The following is a 2,513-nucleotide window of genomic DNA, read 5'->3' as shown; positions in this document are numbered from 1 at the left end:
CGCTGTTCGCCGTCACGGCACTGGCCGAGATCATCGGGTGCTATCTACCCTGGCTGGTGCTCAAGCAGGCCAGGACCGCCTGGCTGTTGCTACCGGCCGCAGCGTCGCTGGCACTTTTCGCCTGGCTGCTGACGCTGCATCCGACTGCGGCGGGGCGAACCTATGCAGCCTATGGCGGCATGTACATCGCCGTTGCCCTCCTGTGGCTGAGGTTCATCGACGGCATACCACTGACGCGCTGGGATCTCGCGGGCGCCGCGATTGCGCTGCTCGGCATGGCGGTTATTGCGCTTCAGCCTTCGGAGGACATCTCCTGAAGTGCCCCGGCCGCAGGCATCATGCCGGCTCGCCTTTCCGGCGACGGATAGTGGCCGGCGATCACTTGCGAAATAGCGGCAAACCGTTGAACACCATGAGAACACCCGCGCTCATGTCGGCGAACACCTCCGCGGCGCTGGGTATCAGTCGCAAAATGCTGGGGGAGAAGAGTAAAGCGCGGCATCGCTGATGCGGGCCCGATAGGTATCGATGCCGGCAGCGCGCCGGTGTCGTGGAGGAGGAAGATCGTGCAGCCCGAACACTACGACGCCTGGTACGCATCGCGGCGCGGCGCCTGGATCGGCGGCATCGAGTGTCGCCTCCTCGAGGCGCTCCTGGCGCCACGCGGCGGCGAAACGCTGCTCGACGTGGGCTGCGGCACGGGCTACTTCACGCGGCGCCTGGCGCAGGCAATGCACGCCGGCTTCGCGACCGGCACCGATATCGACTGCGCCTCCGTCCGCTACGCCGCCCGTCACGACCCGGGCGCCGCGTACGCCTTGGCGGATGCGCGGCGCCTGCCCTTCGCGGACAAGAGCTTCGACCTTGTGGTCAGCGTCACCGCGCTGTGCTTCGTCGAAGAAGCGCAGACGGCGCTTTCCGAGATGCTGCGCGTTGCGCGTCGCCGCGTCGCCCTCGGACTGCTCAACCGCCACAGCTTGCTGTGGCTCGAAAAGGGCCGGCACGGCGGCCATGGTGCTTACCGCGGCGCTCGCTGGCACACGCCGGCCGACGTGCGAAATCTGTTCAGCGGATATCCGGTGCGCGAGGTGTCGCTGCGCACGGCGGTCATGCTCCCGGGAGGCGGCGTCGTGGCTCGTGCGCTGGAGGGGTCGCTGCGCCGCTTGGCGCCCGCCTGCGGAGCCTTCATCGCGGCCGCGGCCGACGTCAGGTGACCCGTGACTTGGCGTATTTCCCAGCTGCGCATGAACAGCCACGTTCCCCTGCGCTGCCCCGAAATCGGCCTTATCGCGCCGTCAGCGCGCGCCACGCGGCGATCAATCCGGCTGCTGCGCGGTCGACCTCGTCCCCGGTCGTCATCATCCCCACCGACAGGCGCACCGCCCCGCGCGCACAGGCCACGTCGACCGACATCGCGGCCAGCACGCCGCTCACCGCGTCGTGCTCGGCGTGGCAGGCAGAGCCTACCGAGGCGGCCACCACTTCCGCAGCCGCTTCGAGCAGCGCGCGCCCGGTGACCCCGGGGAAGGACAGGTGCAGGGTGTTCGGCAACCGCTCGTCCGGATGGCCGTTCAGCACGAGTCCGGGAACGGAGCGCGCCAGCGCCTCGTGCAGGCGGTCGCGCAGCCCGCGCAGGCGTCCGCCCGCGTCGGGAAGGCGCTCGCGCGCGAGCCGCGCCGCCGCGCCGAGTCCGACGATCGCCGGCACGTTCTCGGTGCCCGGGCGCAGGCCGTGCTCCTGGTCGGCGCCGAAGAGGACCGGGCGGATCGGCGTGCCGGTGCGCACGTAGAGCGCCCCAACCCCCTTCGTGGCGTAGAACTTGTGGCCGGCGAGCGTGAGCAGGTCCGCGCCGAGGCGGTCGACATTCACTTCGACCTTGCCCGCCGACTGCGCGGCATCGGTGTGCAGCAGGATGCCGCGGCTGCGCGTCACGGCGGCGATTTCCGCCACCGGCTGGATCGTGCCGACCTCGTTGTTGGCGTGCATCACCGACACCAGCGCGGTGTCCGGGCGCAATGCTCGGGCGACGTCGTCCGGCGAGACGCGCCCATGGCCGTCCACCGGCACCACTGTCAGGCTCCAGCCGTTCGCCTCGAGCCAGCGTGCCGGCGCCATCACGGCCGGGTGTTCGACGGCGCTGACGACGAGATGGCGGCGGCTGTGGCCGAGCGCTCGTGCGACCCCGAGCAGCGCCAGGTTGTTGGCCTCGGTGGCACAGCCGGTGAACACGATCTCGCCGCTGCGCGCGCCGATCAGGGCGGCAACCTCGTCGCGCGCCTCGCCGACGGCCCGCGCGGCAAGGCGTCCGTAGGGATGCGAGGACGAAGGGTTGCCGAAGCGCTCGCGCAGGAATGGCAGCATCGCGTCGGCCACTTCCGGGGCTACGGGGGTGGTGGCGTTGTAGTCGAGGTAGATCGGCAGGTTCGTGCTCATTTCTCCAGGTCCAGTTTCTTTTGCTCGTATTCGTCGCGGTCGATTTCGCCCCGTGCGTAGCGTTCCTGCACGATCTCCAG

4 protein-coding genes are annotated in these 2,513 nt (G+C 69.9%); 2 read left to right on the top strand and 2 right to left on the bottom strand.

What is annotated here, in order from left to right:
- The first annotated feature begins 2 nt into the window (after positions 1 to 2).
- Positions 3 to 317 (top strand): YnfA family protein, encoded by a 315-nt coding sequence (locus GO615_RS27500; protein WP_246262516.1) that lies wholly within the window; start codon positions 3 to 5, stop codon positions 315 to 317.
- Between the two features lie 249 nt (positions 318 to 566).
- Positions 567 to 1,214, top strand: coding sequence for a methyltransferase domain-containing protein (locus GO615_RS27495; RefSeq protein WP_169133028.1), 648 nt, complete (start codon positions 567 to 569; stop codon positions 1,212 to 1,214).
- 70 nt (positions 1,215 to 1,284) lie between these two features.
- Here GO615_RS27495 and GO615_RS27490 read toward each other — a convergent pair whose 3' ends face one another.
- Both GO615_RS27490 and GO615_RS29580 read right to left on the bottom strand, forming a co-directional pair.
- Positions 1,285 to 2,433 carry a cysteine desulfurase family protein gene (locus GO615_RS27490; RefSeq protein ID WP_169133027.1) on the bottom strand — a complete coding sequence of 383 codons (1,149 nt, stop codon included), beginning with the start codon at positions 2,431 to 2,433 and terminating at the stop codon, positions 1,285 to 1,287.
- A complete protein-coding gene (locus GO615_RS29580; protein WP_369333971.1) occupies positions 2,430 to 2,507 on the bottom strand; it encodes an SHOCT domain-containing protein in 78 nt (25 codons plus the stop codon). Before GO615_RS29580 ends, GO615_RS27490 begins: the two co-directional genes overlap by 4 nt.
- Between the last annotated feature and the right edge of the window lie 6 nt (positions 2,508 to 2,513).

It is taken from the genome of Aromatoleum evansii (assembly GCF_012910805.1).
GTDB lineage: Bacteria > Pseudomonadota > Gammaproteobacteria > Burkholderiales > Rhodocyclaceae > Aromatoleum > Aromatoleum evansii.
Note: the sequence above shows the minus strand (reverse complement) of the source record. Positions and strands in the feature narration are given on the sequence as shown.

Excerpts from the sequence above, each read along its gene's own strand:
- GO615_RS27490 (WP_169133027.1), bottom strand. The coding sequence starts at position 2,433 with ATGAGCACGAACCTGCCGATCTACCTCGACTACAACGCCACCACCCCC.